Origin of the sequence: Agromyces sp. Marseille-P2726, from assembly GCF_902809835.1 — a bacterium.
Lineage (GTDB): Bacteria > Actinomycetota > Actinomycetes > Actinomycetales > Microbacteriaceae > Agromyces.
The window spans coordinates 566,073-584,499 of the sequence record NZ_CADDWM010000015.1 but is presented as its reverse complement, the minus strand read 5'-3'; the positions used below and the strand labels follow the sequence as shown (position 1 = coordinate 584,499).

Genomic DNA, 18,427 nt, shown 5'->3' with positions numbered 1-18,427 from the left:
GTTCCATGCGGATCGACATCGTCACGATCTTCCCGTCGTTCTTCGACGTGCTCGACCTGTCGTTGCTCGGCAAGGCGCGCCAGTCGGGGCTCATCGACGTTCGGACCCACGACCTTCGCGAGCACACCCACGACCGCCACCGCACGGTCGACGACACCCCGTACGGTGGCGGTGCCGGCATGGTCATGAAGCCCGAGCCCTGGGGCGAAGCGCTCGACGCGATCGTGGGCGACGAGGCATCCGATGCCCTGCTCGTCGTGCCGTCGCCCGCCGGAGAGCCGTTCACCCAGGCGATCGCCCGCGAGCTCGCGGGCGAGGATCACCTCGTCTTCGCCTGCGGGCGCTACGAGGGCATCGACCAGCGGGTCGTCGACCACTATGCGCAGCGGATGCGCGTGCGGCTCATCAGCCTCGGCGACTACGTGCTGAACGGCGGCGAGGTCGCCGTCATGGCCATGATCGAGGCCGCCGGGCGATTGGTGCCCGGGGTGGTCGGCAATCCTGAGAGCCTCGTCGAGGAGTCGCACGAAGACGGGCTCCTCGAGTACCCGAGCTACACGAAGCCGGCGTCCTGGCGGGGGCTCGAGGTGCCGCCCGTGCTGCTCTCGGGGAACCACGGCGCCGTCGCCGCCTGGCGGCACGAGCAGCAGGTGGAGCGGACGCGGCGAGTGCGGCCCGAGCTGCTCGGCGACTGAGGACCTGCTGCGGCATCCATCGTCGACGGCGTCTTCACGCGCCCGACGTGCGGATCAGCCGCGCTGGGTGAGCACGATCGGGTCGCCTTCGGTGATCGCGATCGTGTGCTCGGAGTGCGCTCCGCGGGATCCGTCGATGCTGCGAAGCGTCCATCCGTCGGGATCCGTGAAGATGCGGTCGGTCGTCTGCAGGAACCACGGCTCGATCGCGACGACGAGTCCCGGCTTGAGCGGGAGTCCCCGGCCCGGCCGCCCGTTGTTGGGCACATGCGGATCGCCGTGCATGGTGCGGCCGACCCCGTGGCCGCCGAAATCGGTGTTGATCGAGTAGCCCTCGGCCTTGGCGACCTCGGCGATCGCACGCGAGATGTCGCCGATGCGGTTGCCGGGCGTCGCCGCGGCGATGCCGGCGTCGAGGGCGCGGCGCGTGGTGTCGATGAGCCGCAGGTCCTCGTCGCGCGGCGTGCCCACCACGACGGAGATCGCCGAGTCGGCCACCCAGCCGTCGACGGCGGCCGCGAAGTCGAGGCTCAGCAGGTCGCCGTCGCGGAGGCGGTAGTCGTGGGGGAGGCCGTGCAGCACCGCGTCGTTCACCGACGTGCAGATGACCTTGCCGAACGGGCTCGCTCCGAAGGAGGGGTGGTAGTCGATGTAGCAGCTCTCAGCGCCGGCTTCGCGGATCATCTCGTGCGCCAGGGCGTCGAGCTCCAGGAGGTTCACGCCCACCGCGGCCGCCTTCGACGTCGCCTCCAGCACGCTCGCCACGAATCGGCCGGCCGGCCGCATCTGCTCGATCTCCGCAGTGGTCCTCAGTTCGATCACGCTCATCCTCTCCGCCCTCCATTGTGTCGGGTCCGCCCTGAGTGAACACTCGGCAGGCCCGCAGGCGGCGGCGTTACGCTGTCGACATGCTCATCCGGCGGGGGTTCCTCACATGGCTGACCGCGGCCGCCGTGGTGCTGCCCATCTGGCTCGGCATCGGCTGGGCGATCTTCGGCGGCGGCGGATGGGGCACGCTCGGTCTCGTCGTCGCCGTGCCGGTCGCCTTCATCGCGCTCGCGGTCGTCGCACTCATCGTCTGGATCAGGCCGACCGTCCGCTCGCAGCGCGCAGCCTCGTGGACCGACGTCGGGGTCATCGGGGCCTGGCATCTCGCGATCATCGCCACGGGCTTCTACGGGGCGAGCGCGACCCTGTTCGGCGTGCTGGCGATCCTCCTCGCGATCGCCTCGTTCTGGATCGGCATCTGGCAGCTGATCTCCGACGGCGCCCGGCGCATGCAGGCGACCATGACGGAGTTCGAGCGCCTTGCGGCCCAGCAGGCCGGTGCATCGATCCCGCCCGATGCCGCCGGCGGTACGCCCGGGCGCGGTTCGCCGTTCGGCGGCGACGACGTCATCATCGTGCGCGAGCAGCGCGACGAGACGAAGTAGCCGGGGGCGCCGCATCCGTCGTCCGCTTTGGCGGAGGGGTGCCCGACGTGGCACAATGGACGATTGTGCCGCCGCTTGGCTCTGCCTCCGGGGAGCGCGCGCAGCGCGAGTGATCGCGCAGGCGGCACCAGACACTTCCCATCCATGATCCGCGTTCGACCGGTGGCGGGCGCAGAGAGCGAACCATCATGCACATCCTCGACCACGTCGACGCCGCGAGCCTGAGGTCGGACATCCCCGACTTCCGCCCGGGCGACACCGTGAAGGTGCACGTCAACATCGTCGAAGGCAACCGTTCGCGTATCCAGGTCTTCCAGGGCGTCGTCATCGGCCGCTCCGGAGAAGGGGTTCGCGAGACCTTCACCGTTCGCAAGGTGAGCTTCCAGGTGGGAGTCGAGCGCAAGTTCCCGGTGCACTCCCCGATCATCGACCACATCGAGGTCGTCACGCGCGGCGACGTCCGTCGCGCGAAGCTGTACTACCTGCGCAAGCTCCGCGGCAAGAAGGCGAAGATCAAGGAGAAGCGCGAGAGCTGATCCCTCGCAGCGACCTCCGTGTCGCGCGCCGAGCGTCATTTCACCGAGCTCCTCACCCGTACACTGGGTGGGGAGCTCGGGCGGTTAAATGACAGAAGAAATGAAGTTCACGCGGGCCGACCGCGAGAGCTCGGCATCAGTACGCAGGAAACGAGGTGTGCTCCTCTTCCTGCGCGACCTGCTGGTCATCTTCGCGGTCGCGGTGCTGGTCTCGTTCCTCATCAAGACCTTCCTGATCCGGTCGTTCTTCATCCCGTCATCGTCGATGGAACAGACCCTCCTGCTCGACGATCGCATCATCGTCAACCAGCTGGTGCCCGAGGTCGCCCCGATCGAGCGCGGCGACGTGGTGGTGTTCAAGGACCCGGGCGGATGGCTTCCCGCCCGTGAAGAGACTCCTCTGCCACCCATCGCCGCTGCCGCCGACTGGTTCTTCGCCTTCGTCGGCCTCTCCGCCCCCGACTCCAACGACCACCTCGTGAAGCGGGTGATCGGGCTGCCCGGCGACCACGTCGTCTGCTGCAACGCGCTCGGCCAGATGAGCGTCAACGGTGTGCCGCTCGATGAGCCGTACGTCGCCCTGCCGCCCGGCGAGTCGAAGGTCTCCCAAGACGACTTCGACCAGACGGTTCCCGAGGACTCGCTCTGGGTCATGGGCGACAACCGCTACAACTCGAAGGACTCGCGGTACAACGGCCAGACCCCGCTCAAGGGGTTCGTGCCGATCGAGAACGTCGTCGGGCGGGCGTTCGTCGTCAGCTGGCCGGTCAGCCACTGGTCATGGCTCGGCAACTACCCCGAGGTCTTCGAGGGCGTCGAGCAGGGTTCCGGCTGATGATGACGCCGGTGCCGGTGCCGACGCTGCGGGCCGAACGCGAGCTGTTCGCCGCGGGCGCCCCCATCGTGCTGGCCTGCGACGAGGTCGGTCGCGGCGCGCTCGCCGGGCCGGTGAGCGTCGGGATGGTGGTCATCGATCCGACGGTGAAGCGGATGCCGGCCGGCCTGCGCGACTCGAAGCTCCTGCCCGAACCCAGACGCGAGGCGGTGGCACCGCGCGCCGCGTCGTGGGTGCGCGCCTGGGCGGTGGGTGAGGCGTCGGCCGCCGAGATCGACGAGCTCGGCATCATGGCCTGCCTCGGACTCGCGGGGGCACGCGCGTTCGCCGCCCTGGTCGCCGCCGGGGTGGCGGTCGATGACGCACCCCTGCTCCTCGACGGCAACTACGACTGGCTGAGCCCGTCGATCGAGCGTCGTGCCAGGGTCACGACCCGTATCAAGGCCGACCGCGACTGCGCGTCGGTCGCGGCGGCATCCGTCATCGCCAAGGTGCACCGCGACAGCGGGATGCGTCGCGCCCACGACGAGACGCCGCTCTACGCATGGGACGAGAACAAGGGCTACTCCACCCCCGCCCACTTCGCCGCGATCGACGAGCACGGGCCGAGCGCCTTGCACCGCACGACGTGGCTGCACGAGCGCCCGCCCGAGGCGCCGGCCCTCTTCGACCTCGGCGTAGGATGAATGCCGATGGATGAGGACGAGTTCGAAGACTACGACCGCGAGGTCGAGCTGGCCCTGTACCGGGAGTATCGCGACATCGTGTCGCAGTTCCAGTACGTGGTCGAAACGGAGCGGCGCTTCTATCTCGCGAACGAGGTCGAGCTCGTTCGACGCGACACCGAGCACGACTTCTACTTCGAGCTGAACATGAAGGACGTCTGGGTGTGGGACGTCTACCGTGCCGACCGTTTCGTGAAGTCCGTGCGCGTGCTCACCTTCAAGGACGTGAACGTCGAGGAGCTCGCGACCCGGGAGTTCGAGCTGCCGAAGGAGCTGGCGCTCGACGAGTAGGCGCTTGGCGTCCTCCGAAGGGCGTCGCACTCGTCCTCCACATCGAAGTGCTGGTGTCGTCCGTGTGACCTCGACCGGGTCCGCCGGTTCCCCGGGTTGACGCGCCGCCACGCTGGTCGTGGAGGTGGTGCTGGTGGCCCACAATGCGGAACTCGGTCGACGCGGCGAACAGCTCGCGGTCGACCACCTGGTCGATCGCGGCATGACGGTGCTCGACCGCAACTGGCGGTGCCGGCTCGGCGAGATCGACATCGTCGCGACCGACGGACGCGACACGGTCTTCGTCGAGGTGAAGACGCGCACGTCGCATGACTTCGGTCATCCGTTCGAGGCGATCACCCCCATCAAGCTCGCCCGCTTGCGACGTCTCGCGGTCGCCTGGTGCGAGGCGACGGATGCCGCGGTGGCGCGCATCCGCATCGACGCGATCGCTGTGCTCGCTCCGACCGAGGCGCCGGCGCTCATCGAGCACCTCGAGGGGATCAGCTGATGTCGGTCGCACGCACCCGATCCGTCGCGCTGCTCGGCCTCGCCGGCTCGATCGTCGAGGTCGAGGCCGACCTGTCGTCGCAGCTGCCGGGATTCGTGATCATCGGCCTCCCCGACGCGGCACTCGGCGAGGCGCGTGAGCGGGTGCGGTCCGCGGCGATGAACGCGGGCTGTCCGCTGCCCAACCGCAAGCTCACCGTCAACCTGTCGCCTGCGGCGCTGCCGAAGCACGGTTCCGGGTTCGACCTCGCCATCGCGCTCGCGTGCCTCGCGGCATCCGGTGACGTCTCGGTCGACTCGGTCGACAGGGTGGTGCACCTCGGCGAACTCGGGCTCGATGGCCGCCTGCGTCCCATCCACGGCATCCTGCCAGCGGTTCTCGCCGCCGCTCGCGCCGGCCACGACACCGTGATGGTGCCCGAGGCGAACGCCGTCGAGGCCGCGCTCGTGCCCGGCATCGAGGTGATCGGGGTCGCATCGCTCCTCGAGGCCGCCATCCGGCACGGAGGGCGCTTCGACGAGTGTCCGGTCGAGCCCGTGCCGGCGCTCGTGCAGTCCGACGGCACTCTTCCGGCCGCCGTGGGCGACCTCGCGGATGTCGCGGGAAACCACGAGGCGGTCGAGGCGCTGCTCACCGCGGCCGCCGGCGGACACCATCTCTTCATGCTCGGGCCACCCGGCGCCGGAAAGACGATGCTCGCGTCGCGGCTGCCCGGCATCCTGCCCGATCTCGATGCCGATGCCGCGCTCGAGGTCGCTTCGATCCGGTCGCTGTCCGGTCTCCCGGTCGGCGGCGACCTGTCGCAGCGGCCGCCATTCGAAGCGCCGCACCACACCGCCTCCGCTGCGGCGATGGTGGGTGGTGGTAGCCGGGTCATCCGTCCCGGCGCTGCGGTGCGGGCGACGCACGGGGTGCTCTTCCTCGACGAGGCTCCCGAGTTCCCGTCCTCGGTGCTCGACGTGCTTCGCCAGCCGCTCGAATCCGGGACCATCGCCATCCATCGCGCGAACGCCGTCGCCTCGTTCCCGGCGCGATTCCAGCTCGTGATCGCCGCGAATCCATGTCCGTGCGGCAACGCCGGTGTCAAGGACTCGAGCTGCACGTGCACGCCGGTGATGCGTCGACGCTACCTCGCCCGGATCTCGGGTCCGCTGCTGGATCGCATCGACCTGCAGGTTCCCGTGCCCCGCATCACCGCTGCTGCGCTCCGCGTCGCCGACGAGCGCCCCGGCCTGTCGAGCGCCGAAGCACGAACGCGTGTCGTCGAGGCACGGGCAGTGGCGTTGGAACGGCTGCGCGGCACGCCGTGGCGTACGAACGCCGAGATGCCCGGCCCGTGGCTGCGTGGAGCCGGTCGCCTGCATCCTGGCGGCCGCGCAACGGCCGCGCTCGACCGCGCCCTCGAGCGCGGCGGGATCACCATGCGCGGCTACGACCGCGTGTTGAAGACCGCCTGGACGATCGCCGACCTCGATGGCGCGACCGCGCCCGGTGCCGGACACGTCGGGCGGGCCCTGCTGTTCCGGAAGGGGATCACGCAATGAACGTCCTGGAACGGTCGGCGCGGCACTCCGCCGTCGAGTTCGAGGCCGTGCACCGTGGCCCGCTCGATCTCGACGCCTTCGCACGGGCCGTGCTGGGTCACCTGGCCGAGCCCGGAGACGGAGTGCTCGGACGCCTCATCGACGCCCTCGGTGCCGCCGGCGCCGCCGAGATGCTGCTCGAGCGCGTCAGTGGTCGAGCTCTCTCCGACGCGGTCGCCGAGGCCGGGGGAGCGCTCGACGAGCGGGAGGCTCGCAGCGGCCTCGAGCGATGGCTGCCGCGCCTCGATCACTCGGCGTTCCTTCGATCGATCGCGCAGGGGGCGCGGGTGAGTGCCGCTCTCGTGGTGCCGGGCGATGCGGCGTGGCCGGCCCAGTTCGACGAACTCGGTGTTCACGCGCCCATCGGGCTCTGGGTCCGGGGCCGTCCCGACGCGTTGGCCGGTGACGAGCCTTCGATCGCCCTCGTCGGCGCGCGAGCCGCCACGGGGTACGGGGAGCACGTCGCCATGGAGGCATCCGCCGGACTCGTCGATCGTGGGTTCACGATCGTCTCGGGCGGCGCGTACGGGATCGACGGCATGGCGCACCGCGCCGCGCTGGCGAGCAACGGCACGACGGTCGCGTTCCTCGCGGGCGGCGTCGATCGGTTCTATCCGCTCGGACACGAGTCGCTGCTCTCCCGCATCGTCGACACCGGCGCCGTGATGTCCGAGGTGCCGTGCGGAACGGCGCCGACGAAGTGGCGTTTCCTCCAGCGGAATCGCTTGATCGCCGCATCCGCCGACGCGACCGTCGTGCTCGAAGCAGGCATGCGCTCGGGCTCGCTCAACACTGCGGGACACGCGGCACAGCTCGGCAGGCCGCTCGGCGCGGTACCGGGTCCGGTCACCAGTCCCGCATCGGCCGGGTGCCACCGGCTGCTGCGCGAGTTCAACGCCGTCTGCGTTGTCGACGCCGACCAGATGGCCGAGCTTGCCGGTGGGAGTCGCGTCGCCGCCGATACCGGTACGAGCGAGCCCGCGCCCGATGTGCTGCGCATCACCGACGCGCTGAGCACCCGGAGCCCCCGCGGAATCGAGGACCTGGTGCGACGCACGGGCATGTCGGTGCACGAGGTGATGGCGGCGCTCGGCATGCTCGAGCTGAGCGGTGCGGCGGTGCGACATCCCGACGGATGGACGCGGCGGCGATCATCGCGACAAGCACCCCAGGGAGGCTGACGATCCCGGGGGCCCCATAGGCTGACTCCCGAGGAGGTCCGATGGAGGGATTGCAGCTCGGCAGGTATCCGGCGGCCAAGCAGGTGATGGCACACGTGAGCGACACCCATCTGCTCGCGGGTGGCGCACCACTCGGGGGTGTCGCAGACACCGTCTCAGCGCTCCACCGCGCAGTCGCGCAGCTCGAACGGCTCGGTCAGCGCCTCGATGCGATCGTGGTGACCGGAGACATCACTGATCTCGGAGAGCTCGATGCATACCGGCTGGTGCGGGAGGCCTTCGAGCCGCTGGTCGTTGCGACAGGGGCCGAGTTGGTCTGGGTCATGGGCAACCATGACGAGCGGGAGACGTTTCGCGCCGGGCTCCTCGATGAAACCGTTCCGGGTGACGGACCGGTGCATCGGGCGGTCGACGTGGGGGGTCTCCGGATCGTCGTCCTCGACACGAGCGTGCCCGGCTACCACCACGGCGAACTCGATGCGTCCTCGCTCGCTTGGCTCGACGCCGTTCTGGCGGAGCCGGCGCCCGACGGCACCGTCATCGCGATGCATCACGCACCGATCGCCACCCCGCTCGCGCTCATGGACGTCCTCGAGCTCCGCGGGCAGGAGGCGTTCGCCGAGGTCGTCCGAGGCCGCGGGGTGCGGCTGATCCTCGGCGGCCACCTGCACTATGCCACGAACGGCAGGTTCGCGGGCATCCCCGTGTCGGTCGCCGGGGCGCTCGCCTACACCATGGACCTCTCGGCTTCCCCGCGCGAGCTCGTCGGTATCGACGGAGGGCGCTCCTTCACGCTCGTGCACCTCTACGACGACGACATCGTCACCTCGGTCGTGCCGCTCGGACCATTTCCGGTCGTGACGAGCTTCGGCGAGCAGTTCCTGGCCGAGGTCGAGGCGCTGACCCCCGACGAGCGGCTCGACCGGTTCTCGCGCAAGCGGCCGCCGCTCACCTGAGCCGAGCGCGCGGCTCGCGGGCCCGCCATCGAAGCGATCGCCACCCAGAGGGGCAGGCTTGAGAGGTGGATCTCGACCGGTTGCTCGACGACTACCTCGTGCACGTGCGCGCGGAGCGCGGCTACTCGGAGCACACGGTGGCCGCGTACCGGGCCGACCTCGTCGACCTCGTGCGCTTCGCCGCCGACCGGGGCGTGGAGGAACCGGGAGGCATCGACCTCTCGTTGCTTCGCGACTGGTTGTGGGCCGCCACCGAGCGCGGGCTCGCGCGCACGAGCATCGCCCGCCGTGCGGCATCCGCCCGGGGGTGGACCGCCTGGATGCGGCGGCGTGGCCTCACCTCGGTCGACCCCGGCGCACGATTGAAGGCGCCGCGAGCCCAGCGAACGCTGCCCCGCGTCGTCGGAGCGGCAGCGCTTGCCGAGGCACTGACAGCCATGCACGCACGAGCCGCGACGGACGATCCCGTCGCGATCAGGGACGCCGCCATCGCCGAACTGCTCTACGCGTCGGCGCTGCGGGTCTCGGAGCTCGTGGGCCTCGACCTTCCCGATGTGGATCGGCGCCGCCGTACGGTGCGGGTGACCGGCAAGGGGGCCAAGGAGCGTGTCGTTCCGTACGGTGCCCCAGCCGCCCGTGCCCTCGACCGGTACTTGGACGTGGCGCGCCCGGCGATCCTGGAGGCGCTCGAAGCTCCTGCCCCGACCCCGGCTGTCTTCCTGGGCGTCCGGGGGACCCGCTTGGGGGTCCGCAGCGTGCACCGGCAGGTCGCCGGCATGCTCTCGACGATTCCGGGCACGGGGCCGGGCGGACCGCATGCACTGCGGCACAGCGCGGCGACCCACCTGCTCGACGGGGGAGCCGACCTGCGGACCGTGCAGGAGTTCCTCGGCCACGCCAGCCTCGGCACGACGCAGATCTACACGCACGTCTCGGCCGAACGGCTCAAGGAGAGCTACCGGACCGCCCACCCACGAGCCTGACGTCACCTCATCGGCAGGAGCACGGCGCGCGGCAGTCCACCGAGGAACAGGAACGGGGACACGTACTCGCCGTCGACGCGTACTCCGAAGTGCACGCACCGTGCGTCGCAATGTCCTCCCGACCCGACCACGGCGATCGCATCGCCGGCCGCGACCGGCGCTCCCTGCGCGACCGATGCCTCGACGGGTTCGATGGCGCTGACCACGCCTCCGCCGTGATCGATCGCGACGACGCCGCGACCGGCCACCTGCCCGGCGTACGAGACCGTGCCCGGTGCCGCGGCGACCACCACGGCCCCGGGCTCGATGCGGAGGTCGATGCCCCGATGACCGGCCGCATACGGCGTGGGCGGCGCGCGAAATGGATCGACCACTCTGATGGGCGCCGGCACCGGCCAGCTCCACTGCGGGTCGTGGTCGCCGTGCGACGGTTCATTCCATGGCCGCGCCGATACCGCGACGGCACCGGTCGCCTCGGAGCCGATCGTGACCAGCGCCACGACGACAGCAGCGAGCACTCGGGATGCCGCTGCGAGGTGCCGCCGGCGGCCCGAGCGCGCACGCGCGACGGTGGTGGTGGGAGACGTCGTCATGATGCCGATGCTCGCTCCCACGCGGCATCCGCTCGTTCGTATCGACGAAACGGTGCTGTGCGGCCGCCGCCGTACCCGCAGGGGAGGACGAGTGCGCCCAGCGCGCGACGAGCGGCATGGCGGGTGATGGTAGAGTGTCGAGAGCGCCTCGGCCTGCCCGGGGCGACTACGCGTGCCCATTCGGCCGACGACTCCGTTCAGTCCCGCTCTCGCAAGCGGGCGGAGCCGCGCCGGGCACCAGGGCTCCGCGCCGCCGGCGCGAGCGACAACTGAGAACAGAAGGAGTACGGCTCATGGCCGTCGTCACCATTCGCCAGCTGCTCGACAGCGGCGTGCACTTCGGGCACCAGACCCGCCGCTGGAACCCCAAGATGAAGCGCTTCATCTTCACCGAGCGTTCCGGCATCTACATCATCGACCTGCAGCAGTCGCTCGCCTACATCGACAAGGCGTACGACTTCGTGAAGGAGACCGTCGCGCACGGCGGCACCATCCTCTTCGTCGGCACGAAGAAGCAGGCCCAGGAGTCGATCGCCGAGCAGGCGACGCGCGTCGGCCAGCCCTACGTCAACCAGCGTTGGCTCGGAGGCCTCCTCACCAACTTCGCCACGGTCTCCAAGCGACTCGCTCGCATGAAGGAGCTCGAGGAGCTCGACTTCGAGGGCACCACCAGCGGCTTCACCAAGAAGGAGCTGCTCATCAAGAAGCGCGAGCTCGACAAGCTGCACAAGTCGCTCGGCGGCATCCGCAACCTGTCGAAGACGCCGTCGGCCCTGTGGGTGGTCGACACCAAGAAGGAGCACCTCGCCATCGACGAGGCGAAGAAGCTCGGTATCCCCGTCATCGGCATCCTCGACACGAACTGCGACCCCGACGAGGTGCAGTACCCCATTCCGGGCAACGACGACGCGATCCGTTCCGTCAGCCTGCTCACCCGCATCATCGCCGACGCCGCCGCCGAGGGTCTCATCGAGCGCCACCAGAAGCCCGAAGCCGAGGGCAACGTGTCGGCCGTCGAGCCGCTCGCCGAGTGGGAGCAGGAGCTCCTCCAGGCGCAGACGCCCGAGCAGTCGTCGCCCGAGACCGCCAAGGTCGACACGGCCACCGCCGAGACCGAAGAGGTCGCCGAGGTCATCGAGGCCGTCTCAGCCGACACGACGGCAGAGGCTGCGACCGAATCGGAGGCCGACGCCGAGGCTGCTGTTGCGGCGGAGACCCCTGCCGCAAGCGACGCCGAGGCTGCTGCCGAGTCCAAGTAAGACCCTCCACGCACGACCACGAGTCCAGGAGACTTCCCACAATGGCCAACTTCACTCTCGAAGACGTCAAGACCCTGCGCGAGCGCCTCGGCACCGGCATGGTCGACACGAAGAACGCCCTCGTCGAGGCCGACGGCGACATGGAGAAGGCGGTCGAGCTCCTCCGCCTGAAGGGTGCGAAGGGCAACGCCAAGCGTGCCGACCGCTCCACCGCCGAGGGCCTCGTCGCCGCCGTCGACAACGGCGACGGCACCGCCACCCTGATCGAGCTCGCCTGCGAGACCGACTTCGTCGCCAAGGGTGACAAGTTCGTCGCGCTCGCCGACCGAGTGCTCGCAGCCACCGCCGCGGCGCGCGCCGACTCGGTCGAAGCCGCGCTCGCAGCGCCGGCCGACGGCAAGAACGTCGCCGACGTGATCAACGAGGAGGCCGCGATCCTCGGCGAGAAGGTCGAGCTCCGACGCATCCGCCTCGTCAAGGGCGAGCAGTTCTCGATCTACCTGCACAAGACCTCGAAGGACCTGCCTCCCCAGGTCGGCGTCGTGCTCGGCTACTCCGGTGGCGACGCAGACACCGCTCGCTCGGTGGCGCAGCACATCTCGTTCGCGAACCCCGAGTACCTCGCTCGCGAGGACGTGCCGGCCGAAGCGGTCGAGAAGGAGCGCGCGATCGTCGAGCAGATCACCCGCGAGGAAGGCAAGCCCGAGGCCGCTCTTCCCAAGATCATCGAGGGGCGCCTCGGCGCGTACTTCAAGCAGGTCGCGCTGCTCGAGCAGCCGTACGCGAAGGACGACAAGGTCTCGGTCGGCAAGGTTCTGGCCGACGCCGGTGTCACCGTGAGCGACTTCGCTCGCTTCAAGGTCGGCGCCTGAGTGTCGCAGGGAGTCCGGATCGCGGTGGCGGTCCGGACTCCCTTTTCCATGCGCGGATGCCGCAAGGGCGGGCCCGGCACCGGCGTCACCGCGCGACATCCCGACCGGCACTGCGCCGGAGCCGGTGAACCACTAGTTTTGACACGGGGACGAAGGGACGGACGCGGATGACGCAGCACAGGCGGAGACGGGTCATGCTCAAGCTGTCGGGCGAGGCGTTCGGCGGTGGAGCCCTGGGGGTCAACCCCGACGTCGTCAGCACGCTCGCTCGGGAGATCGCGGATGCCGCCCGCGATGTCGAAGTGGCGATCGTCGTCGGCGGCGGCAACTTCTTCCGGGGAGCCGAGCTGTCGCAGCGGGGCATGGATCGCGGGCGAGCCGACTACATGGGCATGCTCGGCACGGTGATGAACTCGCTGGCGCTGCAGGACTTCCTCGAGCAGGCCGGCGCCGAGACGCGAGTGCAATCGGCCATCTCGATGACGCAGGTGGCCGAGCCGTACATCCCGCGACGTGCTGAGCGTCACCTCGAAAAGGGTCGCGTGGTCATCTTCGGCGCGGGGGCCGGCCTCCCGTACTTCTCCACCGACACGGTCGCCGCGCAGCGCGCGCTCGAGATCGACGCCGACGTCGTGCTCGTCGCGAAGAACGGGGTCGACGGCGTGTACTCCGACGACCCCCGAACGAATCCCGATGCCCTGAAGATCGACCGCATCAGCTACCAGGAGGCGCTGCAGCGCGGCCTCAAGGTGGTCGACTCGACCGCGTTCAGCCTCTGCATGGACAACGGAATGCCCATGCAGGTGTTCGGCATGGAACCCGAGGGCAACGTCACCGCGGCGATCCTCGGCGCCGAGCTGGGCACGATCGTGAGCAACGGCGTCCCGGCGTCCACTCGATAGGTCCCGGCATCCACTCGATAGACTGTCCCGAGCAGCGAACCAGAAGGAGTCCCCGTGATCGCGGATGTACTGTCCGATGCCACCGCACGCATGCACAAGGCGGTCGAGGTCGCCAAAGACGACTTCGCCACCGTGCGCACCGGTCGCGCCAATCCACAGCTCTTCCAGAAGATCATGGTCAGCTACTACGGCACGCCGACGCCGCTCGCGCAGCTCGCCTCACTGCAGAATCCCGAGGCCCGCACGCTCGTCGTCACGCCGTATGACAAGAGCGCGCTGAAGGACATCGAGCAGGCGATCCGCGACACCCCGAACCTCGGGGCCAACCCGACCAACGACGGCAACATCATCCGCGTCACCCTTCCCGAGCTCACCGAAGAGCGTCGCAAGGAGTACGTGAAGATCGTGCGATCGAAGGCCGAAGATGCGAGAGTCTCCGTGCGGAACATCCGCCGCAGGGCGAAAGACGACCTCGATGGCCTCAAGGGCGAGGTGGGCGACGACGAGGTGGCGCGGGCCGAGAAGGAGCTCGAGCACATCACGAAATCCAACGTCGATTCCATCGACGAGGCGCTGAAGCGCAAGGAAGCCGAACTCCTCGAGGTCTAGGGGCACAACATGTCGGGCGTCCCCAAACAGGATCAGTCGGACGCCGGCGCGCACAATCGGTCATCGCGCGACGAGTTCCGCGCACAGGTGAACGCCCGCAAGGCCGAGCTCGAGCGCCAGTTCGAGGCGTCGAAGGCGCAGTTCGATCAGGCCCAGGAGAAGATCAAGGCGCGCACGGGTCGCAACCTGATCCTGGCCATCCTCATCGGCCTGGCGTTCGGCGGCGTGCTGCTGCTGAGCCTTCTCGTCATCAAAGAGCTCTTCATGCTCTTCGTCATCGTGCTGGCCGGCTTCGCCAGCTACGAGCTCACGCAGGCGCTGCGCAAGGGCGACTTCCTCGTTCCCCCGATTCCGACCGTGGCGGTCGCGGTGCTCGCCGTGCCGCTCGCGTACTACGGCGGAGCCGGCGCGCAGCTGCTCGCGGTGCTCTGCGGCATCCTCGTGGTGAGCGGCTGGCGGCTCGTCGAGCAGGCCGTGCGGGCGCGACGACGTACGGGGTCGGGTCTGGTGCGCGATCTGGCCGCGGGCGCGTTCGTCCAGGGGTACGTCACCTTCCTCGCGACGTTCGCCGTCGTGCTGACGGCGGCCGACGGAGGCCAGTGGTGGACGCTCGCGTTCATCATCATCGCGGTGGCTGCAGATGTGGGGGCCTACGCGTTCGGCCTCATGTTCGGCAAGCACCCCATGGCACCCGTGATCAGCCCCAAGAAGACGTGGGAGGGGTTCGCCGGAGGAGCGGCGGCGAGCCTCGTCGCCGGCGTGCTGCTGTCGATCCTCATGCTGGGCAACACGTGGTGGTTCGGGCTGCTCTTCGGTGCCGCGATCTTCCTCACGGCCACCCTCGGCGACCTGACGGAGTCCCTCATCAAGCGCGATCTGGGCATCAAGGACATGAGCTCGTGGCTGCCGGGCCATGGCGGCTTCCTCGATCGGCTCGACTCCATCCTGCCCTCGGCCGCGGTCGCGTTCGTGGCCTTCCGACTGTTCGGGTGACCGTCCGAGATAATGGAGCCGTGGACTCGACCTTCCCTCGCGCCCGTAAGCCCCAGCTCGGATACAACGTCGCCCAGGTGGAGGAGTTCCTTCAACTCGCCCGGCGCGCGTACGACGGCACGGCGCTTCCCGGAGACGGGAAGCTGACGTCGGAGCAGATTCGCCGCACGGCGTTCGCCATGCAGAAGGGTGGATACTCCACCGCCCATGTCGATGCCGCGCTCGAGCGGCTCGAAGACGCGTTCGCGGCCGAGGAGCGCCAGGTCGCCGCCCGCCTGCACGGCACTGAGGCCTGGTTGGCCGAGGCGCGCACGACCGCGCAGGTGGTCTCCAATCGCCTGGCACGGCCCGAGGGTGAGCGATTCGACCGGGTCAGCCCGTTGGCCATCGGATACCGCGTGCGCGAGGTCGATCGCTTCGCCGACAAGCTCACGCGCTATTTCCGCGACGGATGGCCGATCTCCATCGACGACGTGCGTACCGTCGTGTTCACGACGCAGCGTGGTGGGTATCGCGAATCCCAGGTCGATCTCGTGCTCGACGCCGTCGTCGACGTCATGCTCGCCGTACGGTGAGCCGCGGTTCCACCCGAGCTCCGGGCTCCGATACACTCGACGAATTGTGGGCAGGCATGCGGACGTCGAAGAGGCCATCGGGTCCGTGAGGCCACGTTCATCCACTCAGCGCCGGCCGGGTCGAGTCAAGCAGGCCGCGACCGTCGTCTTCGCCTTCTCTGCATCGGTGAGCTTCCTGCTCGTGAATGTCGTCGACCCGTTCTCTGGTGCGACCGCGTCGTCCGACTTCGCGCTCGATCGTGATCGATTCGGCGGTGCCGAGGTGCAGGCCCTCGACGTCGACGGCGACTACACGATCGACGTACGCCGCGAGAACTACGTGGTCGAGAAGAAGCCCGAGCCGATACTGGTCCCCGCATCGACATCGCAGGAGACGGGATGGGCGCCACCCGCGGTCACTCCCGACCCGGGCTCGGCGCAGGCCTACGCGGCCGACGCCATCGCGGCACGGGGTTGGTCGTCGAGCGAATTCGACTGCCTCGTCGCGCTCTGGAACAAGGAGTCGGGCTGGCGCGTCAACGCCTACAACGCCTCGAGCGGCGCGTACGGCATCCCGCAGGCCCTCCCCGGCTCGAAGATGGCCAGCGCAGGCGCCGACTGGGAGACGAACCCGGCCACGCAGATCGAGTGGGGCCTCGGCTACATCCAGGGCCGCTACGACGCTCCCTGCGGCGCGTGGGCGCACTCCCAGGCGCACGGCTGGTATTGAGTGATCGCGAGACCGCTGCGCCCTCGTGGGCGGGCGGGGCGGCAGCGGATGCCGCATCGCCGCCTAGAATTGACGGCATGGCGCGCTCGAACCGATCACGCGGACGCGCAGCCCGTGCTCGTGAGCCGCATCCCGAACTCGACGTCGATCGCCTCACCGCCGGATGGCGCCGCACCGAGCTGCGCGACGGTCGCGAGTGGAATGTTCAACCCGTTTCCGAGACGCAGGCGCTGAAGGCGTACGTCTGCCCGGGCTGCGGGCTCGACGTGCCGTCCGGCGTCGCGCACCTCGTCACATGGCGCGCCGATGGGGTGCTCGGCGATGCCGCCGACCTCGCCGCCCGGCGACACTGGCACACGCACTGCTGGAGGATCGGAGCCCGGTGAACGAGATCACGCCAGTCGAGATACGCGCCGGCATCGAGCTGCCCGCGGTGCGCGAAGAGATCGAGTTGCACACGGCCGATGGCCTGACGCTCGTGGGCGAACTCGCGACGCCGGTCGACCGGGAGCCCGTCGCAACGCTCGTCACGCTGCATCCGCTGCCGACCGCAGGCGGATTCATGGACTCGCACATCCTGCGCAAAGCAGCCGCCCGCCTGCCGGCGCTCGCCGACCTCGCCGTCCTCAGGTTCAACACCCGCGGCACCACGTCGCCGCGCGGCACAAGCGACGGCACGTTCGGTGAGGGGATCGCGGAGCGAGCGGATGTCGCGGCGGCGATGGACTTCGTGGAGCGGCGCGGGCTTCCGAACCCGTGGTTGGTGGGTTGGTCGTTCGGCACCGAGCTCGCGCTGAAGTACGGACTCGAGCACGGCATCGCGGGCGCCATCCTGTTGTCACCTCCGCTGCACCGTACGAGTGAGGAGGAGCTGCGGCGGTGGAACGCGTCGCACGCCCCGATCGTCGCGCTCATCCCGGAGCATGACGACTTCCTCAAGCCCGATGCTGCAGCGGAGCGGTTCGCCGTGCTGCCTCGGCTCCGTCGAATCGACGTCGCCGGCGGCAAGCACCTGTGGGTGGGCGAGGCGCAGACGCGCCGAGTGCTCGAGGAGATCGTCGCCGCGGTGAACCCCGCGGCCCTGCCGCTCCCGACGACCTGGCCGCCAGCGGCGTCCTGAACCGGGTGTCAGCGCTCGTTCTGACGCGGGATCACGACCTGCTTGATGATGAGCAGGATCGACGCCGCGACGGGGATCGCGACGAGCGCGCCGAGGATGCCGAGGAGTGACCCGCCCGCCAGCGCCGCGATCACGACCAGTGCGCCCGGCACCTTCACCGCTCGGTTCATGATGCGGGGGCTGAGGATGTACGCCTCGACCTGCATGTAGATGAGGTAGTAGATGGCGGCCACGAGCGCCGTGAGCGGCGAACCGAGGCCCGGGATGAGACACACCAGCACGATGATGATCGAGCCCGTCAACGTGCCGACCAGGGGAACGAGCGAGAAGAGGAAGGCGAGGAACGCGAGCACGGCAGGGAACGGTGCCTTGATGATCGACAGGAAGACGAAGCTGGCGATGCCGTTGATGGCCGCCAGGCCCGCCTGTCCGAGCACGAAGCGCCCGATGGACTGGGTGATCTGCTCGGTGAGGTCGGCGAATCGAGCCCGCTTGGACGCCGCGACGAGCTGGTAGGTCGCTCGCTTCATGCTGTTCAGCGACGCTGCGAAGTACAGCGTGAGGATGAAGACGATCAGCACCGCGAACAGTCCCGCGCCGATGGCGACGGCCACCTGGAGGACTCCACCGGCGAGCTCGGAGAGCCGCTCGGGATTGGTGAGGAAGTCGGTCAGACCGGTCTGGATCTGATTGCTGATCTCTTGGACCTGGAACTGCGGGAACTGCTCCTCGAGCGACTCGATCCACTCCTGGGAGCTCACGCGCGCGACGACGAGCGGAATCTCCTCGACCAGCTGGCTGACCTGGTCGACGATGATCGGGGCGACCGCGAGCACCAGCCCCGCGACGAGCAGCCCGACACCCGTCATGACGATGATGATCGCGGCCCAACGCGGCAGCCCTCGGCGCTCGAGCCAGCTGATCGCCGGGTCGAGGCCGAGGGCCAGGAAGAGTGCCGCGCCGATGTACGTGATGATCGTCGACAGCGTGGAGATCGACGTGAGGATGAGCAGGCCGAGGCCGACCCCGAGTGTTCCGACCAGTCCGATACGGAACGCGTTCTGGATCTTCATCGACCTGCTCGCGT

At 69.3% G+C, this 18,427-nt stretch carries 23 protein-coding genes; 20 read left to right on the top strand and 3 right to left on the bottom strand.

Features of this window, described 5'->3' with window-relative positions:
• The first annotated feature begins 5 nt into the window (after positions 1 to 5).
• Positions 6 to 695 (top strand): tRNA (guanosine(37)-N1)-methyltransferase TrmD, encoded by a 690-nt coding sequence (gene trmD / locus HUS56_RS15405; protein ID WP_173924283.1) that lies wholly within the window; start codon positions 6 to 8, stop codon positions 693 to 695.
• Positions 696 to 749: 54 nt separating this feature from the next.
• Here trmD and map read toward each other — a convergent pair whose 3' ends face one another.
• Positions 750 to 1,517, bottom strand: coding sequence for a type I methionyl aminopeptidase (gene map / locus HUS56_RS15400; protein WP_173924282.1), 768 nt, complete (start codon positions 1,515 to 1,517; stop codon positions 750 to 752).
• 86 nt (positions 1,518 to 1,603) lie between these two features.
• Here map and HUS56_RS15395 point away from each other — a divergent pair, with 86 nt between their 5' ends.
• The 10 genes from HUS56_RS15395 (at position 1,604) to HUS56_RS15350 (ending at position 9,708) form a co-directional block, all read left to right on the top strand.
• Entirely contained in the window at positions 1,604 to 2,128 is a 525-nt protein-coding gene (locus HUS56_RS15395) for a hypothetical protein (protein ID WP_173924281.1), read from the top strand.
• Positions 2,129 to 2,316: 188 nt separating this feature from the next.
• Positions 2,317 to 2,664 (top strand): 50S ribosomal protein L19, encoded by a 348-nt coding sequence (gene rplS / locus HUS56_RS15390; RefSeq protein ID WP_173924280.1) that lies wholly within the window; start codon positions 2,317 to 2,319, stop codon positions 2,662 to 2,664.
• A gap of 100 nt (positions 2,665 to 2,764) precedes the next feature.
• Positions 2,765 to 3,499: a signal peptidase I gene (lepB, locus tag HUS56_RS15385; protein ID WP_173924279.1), complete on the top strand. Its 735-nt coding sequence runs from the start codon at positions 2,765 to 2,767 to the stop codon at positions 3,497 to 3,499.
• Between the two features lie 2 nt (positions 3,500 to 3,501).
• Complete coding sequence (locus tag HUS56_RS15380; RefSeq protein ID WP_173924626.1) at positions 3,502 to 4,185, top strand: ribonuclease HII; 684 nt, start codon at positions 3,502 to 3,504, stop codon at positions 4,183 to 4,185.
• Between the two features lie 6 nt (positions 4,186 to 4,191).
• Positions 4,192 to 4,515, top strand: a complete 324-nt coding sequence (locus tag HUS56_RS15375) for a DUF2469 family protein (protein WP_130352672.1) — start codon at positions 4,192 to 4,194, stop codon at positions 4,513 to 4,515.
• Positions 4,516 to 4,648: 133 nt separating this feature from the next.
• Positions 4,649 to 5,005 carry a YraN family protein gene (locus tag HUS56_RS15370; RefSeq protein WP_173924278.1) on the top strand — a complete coding sequence of 119 codons (357 nt, stop codon included), beginning with the start codon at positions 4,649 to 4,651 and terminating at the stop codon, positions 5,003 to 5,005.
• Positions 5,005 to 6,549, top strand: a complete 1,545-nt coding sequence (locus tag HUS56_RS15365) for a YifB family Mg chelatase-like AAA ATPase (protein WP_173924277.1) — start codon at positions 5,005 to 5,007, stop codon at positions 6,547 to 6,549. The genes HUS56_RS15370 and HUS56_RS15365 overlap by 1 nt, the downstream gene beginning before the upstream one ends.
• Positions 6,546 to 7,769 carry a DNA-processing protein DprA gene (dprA, locus tag HUS56_RS15360; protein ID WP_173924276.1) on the top strand — a complete coding sequence of 408 codons (1,224 nt, stop codon included), beginning with the start codon at positions 6,546 to 6,548 and terminating at the stop codon, positions 7,767 to 7,769. The genes HUS56_RS15365 and dprA overlap by 4 nt, the downstream gene beginning before the upstream one ends.
• Before the next feature lie 41 nt (positions 7,770 to 7,810).
• Positions 7,811 to 8,725, top strand: a complete 915-nt coding sequence (locus HUS56_RS15355; RefSeq protein WP_173924275.1) for a phosphodiesterase — start codon at positions 7,811 to 7,813, stop codon at positions 8,723 to 8,725.
• Positions 8,726 to 8,790: 65 nt separating this feature from the next.
• Complete coding sequence (locus tag HUS56_RS15350; RefSeq protein ID WP_173924274.1) at positions 8,791 to 9,708, top strand: tyrosine recombinase XerC; 918 nt, start codon at positions 8,791 to 8,793, stop codon at positions 9,706 to 9,708.
• Positions 9,709 to 9,710: 2 nt separating this feature from the next.
• Here the strand turns inward: HUS56_RS15350 and HUS56_RS15345 are convergent, their stop codons facing one another.
• Complete coding sequence (locus tag HUS56_RS15345) at positions 9,711 to 10,301, bottom strand: murein hydrolase activator EnvC (protein ID WP_173924273.1); 591 nt, start codon at positions 10,299 to 10,301, stop codon at positions 9,711 to 9,713.
• A gap of 293 nt (positions 10,302 to 10,594) precedes the next feature.
• Between HUS56_RS15345 and rpsB the strand changes: the two genes are divergently transcribed.
• From rpsB to HUS56_RS15300, 9 genes are all read left to right on the top strand, one after another.
• Positions 10,595 to 11,560: a 30S ribosomal protein S2 gene (gene rpsB / locus HUS56_RS15340; RefSeq protein WP_173924272.1), complete on the top strand. Its 966-nt coding sequence runs from the start codon at positions 10,595 to 10,597 to the stop codon at positions 11,558 to 11,560.
• Between the two features lie 41 nt (positions 11,561 to 11,601).
• On the top strand, positions 11,602 to 12,432 hold the full coding sequence (gene tsf, locus HUS56_RS15335; RefSeq protein WP_173924271.1) for a translation elongation factor Ts: 831 nt from the start codon (positions 11,602 to 11,604) through the stop codon (positions 12,430 to 12,432).
• 167 nt (positions 12,433 to 12,599) lie between these two features.
• Positions 12,600 to 13,334 (top strand): UMP kinase, encoded by a 735-nt coding sequence (gene pyrH, locus HUS56_RS15330; protein WP_173924270.1) that lies wholly within the window; start codon positions 12,600 to 12,602, stop codon positions 13,332 to 13,334.
• Positions 13,335 to 13,388: 54 nt separating this feature from the next.
• The gene (gene frr / locus HUS56_RS15325) at positions 13,389 to 13,943 is read left to right on the top strand and encodes a ribosome recycling factor (protein ID WP_173924269.1); all 555 of its coding nucleotides are present in this window, start codon (positions 13,389 to 13,391) and stop codon (positions 13,941 to 13,943) included.
• A gap of 9 nt (positions 13,944 to 13,952) precedes the next feature.
• Positions 13,953 to 14,936 (top strand): phosphatidate cytidylyltransferase, encoded by a 984-nt coding sequence (locus HUS56_RS15320; protein ID WP_173924268.1) that lies wholly within the window; start codon positions 13,953 to 13,955, stop codon positions 14,934 to 14,936.
• 20 nt (positions 14,937 to 14,956) lie between these two features.
• Complete coding sequence (locus HUS56_RS15315) at positions 14,957 to 15,511, top strand: DivIVA domain-containing protein (protein ID WP_173924267.1); 555 nt, start codon at positions 14,957 to 14,959, stop codon at positions 15,509 to 15,511.
• Between the two features lie 166 nt (positions 15,512 to 15,677).
• Positions 15,678 to 16,220: a lytic transglycosylase domain-containing protein gene (locus HUS56_RS17395; RefSeq protein ID WP_254431483.1), complete on the top strand. Its 543-nt coding sequence runs from the start codon at positions 15,678 to 15,680 to the stop codon at positions 16,218 to 16,220.
• Positions 16,221 to 16,297: 77 nt separating this feature from the next.
• Positions 16,298 to 16,606, top strand: coding sequence for a hypothetical protein (locus HUS56_RS15305; RefSeq protein ID WP_173924266.1), 309 nt, complete (start codon positions 16,298 to 16,300; stop codon positions 16,604 to 16,606).
• Positions 16,603 to 17,340 carry an alpha/beta hydrolase gene (locus HUS56_RS15300; RefSeq protein WP_254431482.1) on the top strand — a complete coding sequence of 246 codons (738 nt, stop codon included), beginning with the start codon at positions 16,603 to 16,605 and terminating at the stop codon, positions 17,338 to 17,340. The genes HUS56_RS15305 and HUS56_RS15300 overlap by 4 nt, the downstream gene beginning before the upstream one ends.
• 8 nt (positions 17,341 to 17,348) lie before the next feature.
• On the opposite strand, the gene HUS56_RS15295 is transcribed toward HUS56_RS15300, so the two are convergent.
• Complete coding sequence (locus HUS56_RS15295; RefSeq protein ID WP_173924265.1) at positions 17,349 to 18,413, bottom strand: AI-2E family transporter; 1,065 nt, start codon at positions 18,411 to 18,413, stop codon at positions 17,349 to 17,351.
• Between the last annotated feature and the right edge of the window lie 14 nt (positions 18,414 to 18,427).

Excerpts from the sequence above, each read along its gene's own strand:
- HUS56_RS15375 (WP_130352672.1), top strand. The coding sequence starts at position 4,192 with ATGGATGAGGACGAGTTCGAAGACTACGACCGCGAGGTCGAGCTGGCC.
- HUS56_RS15320 (WP_173924268.1), top strand. The coding sequence starts at position 13,953 with ATGTCGGGCGTCCCCAAACAGGATCAGTCGGACGCCGGCGCGCACAAT.
- rplS (WP_173924280.1), top strand. The coding sequence starts at position 2,317 with ATGCACATCCTCGACCACGTCGACGCCGCGAGCCTGAGGTCGGACATC.
- rpsB (WP_173924272.1), top strand. The coding sequence starts at position 10,595 with ATGGCCGTCGTCACCATTCGCCAGCTGCTCGACAGCGGCGTGCACTTC.
- HUS56_RS15305 (WP_173924266.1), top strand. The coding sequence starts at position 16,298 with ATGGCGCGCTCGAACCGATCACGCGGACGCGCAGCCCGTGCTCGTGAG.
- dprA (WP_173924276.1), top strand. The coding sequence starts at position 6,546 with ATGAACGTCCTGGAACGGTCGGCGCGGCACTCCGCCGTCGAGTTCGAG.
- trmD (WP_173924283.1), top strand. The coding sequence starts at position 6 with ATGCGGATCGACATCGTCACGATCTTCCCGTCGTTCTTCGACGTGCTC.
- HUS56_RS15345 (WP_173924273.1), bottom strand. The coding sequence starts at position 10,301 with ATGACGACGTCTCCCACCACCACCGTCGCGCGTGCGCGCTCGGGCCGC.
- HUS56_RS15365 (WP_173924277.1), top strand. The coding sequence starts at position 5,005 with ATGTCGGTCGCACGCACCCGATCCGTCGCGCTGCTCGGCCTCGCCGGC.
- pyrH (WP_173924270.1), top strand. The coding sequence starts at position 12,600 with ATGACGCAGCACAGGCGGAGACGGGTCATGCTCAAGCTGTCGGGCGAG.
- tsf (WP_173924271.1), top strand. The coding sequence starts at position 11,602 with ATGGCCAACTTCACTCTCGAAGACGTCAAGACCCTGCGCGAGCGCCTC.
- lepB (WP_173924279.1), top strand. The coding sequence starts at position 2,765 with ATGAAGTTCACGCGGGCCGACCGCGAGAGCTCGGCATCAGTACGCAGG.
- HUS56_RS15395 (WP_173924281.1), top strand. The coding sequence starts at position 1,604 with ATGCTCATCCGGCGGGGGTTCCTCACATGGCTGACCGCGGCCGCCGTG.
- HUS56_RS15380 (WP_173924626.1), top strand. The coding sequence starts at position 3,502 with ATGACGCCGGTGCCGGTGCCGACGCTGCGGGCCGAACGCGAGCTGTTC.
- HUS56_RS15295 (WP_173924265.1), bottom strand. The coding sequence starts at position 18,413 with ATGAAGATCCAGAACGCGTTCCGTATCGGACTGGTCGGAACACTCGGG.
- HUS56_RS15355 (WP_173924275.1), top strand. The coding sequence starts at position 7,811 with ATGGAGGGATTGCAGCTCGGCAGGTATCCGGCGGCCAAGCAGGTGATG.